Here is a 1,753-nt window from a genome sequence, read left to right as displayed (position 1 = left end):
AGAAGACCAACCACCACAGCGGCCGCGAGCACGGCCGACACCCGCGACAGCACGGCAGGGCGGGAGGGGGGTGCTGTCCGCCCGTGGGGCACCCAGCCCCCCTCTCAAGGTCATGACGCCGCGCGGGTACGGGCCTGTTGCTCATGGTGGGCCGGAATGGAACGGTCCGTCCACAGCCGGTAGGGCACTCGCCGCGCCCGCCCCTCACCGGAGGACCCCTCAGCGGGCGCGCAGTGCGTCCACGGCCATGCGCGCCACCGTTCCGATGACCGCGTCCGCGCCGGGCAGGTTGGCGGCCGTGGAGGCGGAGCGGGTGAAGACGGCGACGGCGTACCGGCCACCGTCGGGGTATTCTACGACGCCGACCTCGTTGCGCACGGTCGGCAGGCTGCCGGTCTTGCCCGCCACACGTACGTCGTCGAAGGGGAAGCCGGAGGCCAGCCGGTGCGGCCATACCTGCAGGCCCATGACGCGGCGCATGGCGGCGCAGTGCTCCGCGGGGGCGGCCTCGTCATGCCACACGGCGGTGAGCAGCCGGGTCATGTCGCGCGGGGTGCTGTGGTTGGTGGCGGCCGGGTCCAGGACGCGCAGCCGGGTCAGAGCGTGCGGTGCGAGCAGGGCGGTGGCCCCGCCCGGGCCGATGTCCTCGCGGAGAAGGGCGAGCATGCCCCCGAAGTCGTGGCGCGCGCGGGTGCGGTCCAGACCGAGGCGGGCCGTGGTCCGGTTGACGGCGTCGATGCCGACGCGGTCCATCAGCAGGTCGGCCGCCGCGTTGTCGCTGACGGTCATCATCAACTGGGCCGCGTCCCGCAGCGAGAGGCGTACGGGGTCGAGCAGGGCGGCCAGGCCGGTGGGACCGGCCGTACGCTCACCGACCGGGCATTCGATCTGCTCGGTCAGGTCCAGCACTCCGTCGGCGGCCTGCCGGTACAGGGCCACCAGCAGGCAGAGTTTGTGGACACTGGCGGTGACGACCGGCAGGTCGGCGCCCGCGTCGACCTGTGCGCCGGAGTCGACGTCCACGGCGTGCAGGCTGCCGGTGACACCCGCCTCGCCGAAGGCGGCGTGGATGCGGCGTACGAGAGAGGGCGTCACAACAGGTACTCCGCTACCGGGCGCAGGTGCAGGGGACGGTCGGGAAGGTCCGGTCCGGCTTCGGCGGTGGACCGCAGGGCCTCGCTGACGGCCTCGGCGAACGCCTGGACCGCCGTGTCACCGCGGCCTCGGGGCCAGGCCACCGAGGAGCGCACCGCGAGGGGCGCCCCGGCCAGGGGGCGCCAGACGACTGCCGGGTCCGATCCGCCGCCGTCGGGCCGGGCGGTGTCACGGGGCGCGAACGCGACGGCGTCGGCCGAGAGGATCAGCCCTCGGACGAAGCCGGATCCCCGCCCGTGCCGGACGGCGGACGGGGTGTAGCCGTTGCGGGCACAGGTGGTCAGGACGTCGTCGTACAGGGCCGGCGCGTCGGCACGCGGGAAGAGGGCCAGGACTTGGCCCTGCAGGGCGGCCAGCGGCACTTCGGTGAGCGCGGCGGCGGACAGGTGCCGCGGCAGCAGCACGCCCAGCTCCCGGCGCAGCACCGGACCGAGTTCGAGGCCGGTGACGTCGCAGGGGTGGTGGATGAGTCCGACGTCGAGTTCGTGGGCGGCGAGTCCGGCGAGTTGAGCGGAGGTGGTGAGTTCGTGCAGGTGCAGCTGTACTCCGGGGTGATGCCTGTGCAGGTCGGCGAGGGCGGCGGCGACGGTCTCGCCGG

Annotated in this window: 2 protein-coding genes; both read right to left on the bottom strand. The window is 74.0% G+C overall.

The genetic code is table 11. The annotated features are described in order from the left end of the window. Positions 1-219: 219 nt before the first annotated feature. Positions 220-1,095, bottom strand: coding sequence for a serine hydrolase (locus ACWD1Z_RS37335; protein ID WP_451125353.1), 876 nt, complete (start codon positions 1,093-1,095; stop codon positions 220-222). Beyond that, the coding region (locus tag ACWD1Z_RS37330) for a LysR family substrate-binding domain-containing protein (protein ID WP_451125351.1) at positions 1,092-1,753 on the bottom strand (662 nt) is incomplete at its 5' end. The genes ACWD1Z_RS37330 and ACWD1Z_RS37335, both read right to left, overlap by 4 nt.

This window comes from Streptomyces sp. NPDC002784, assembly GCF_053592135.1.
This window is presented reverse-complemented; position numbering and strand designations above follow the sequence as displayed.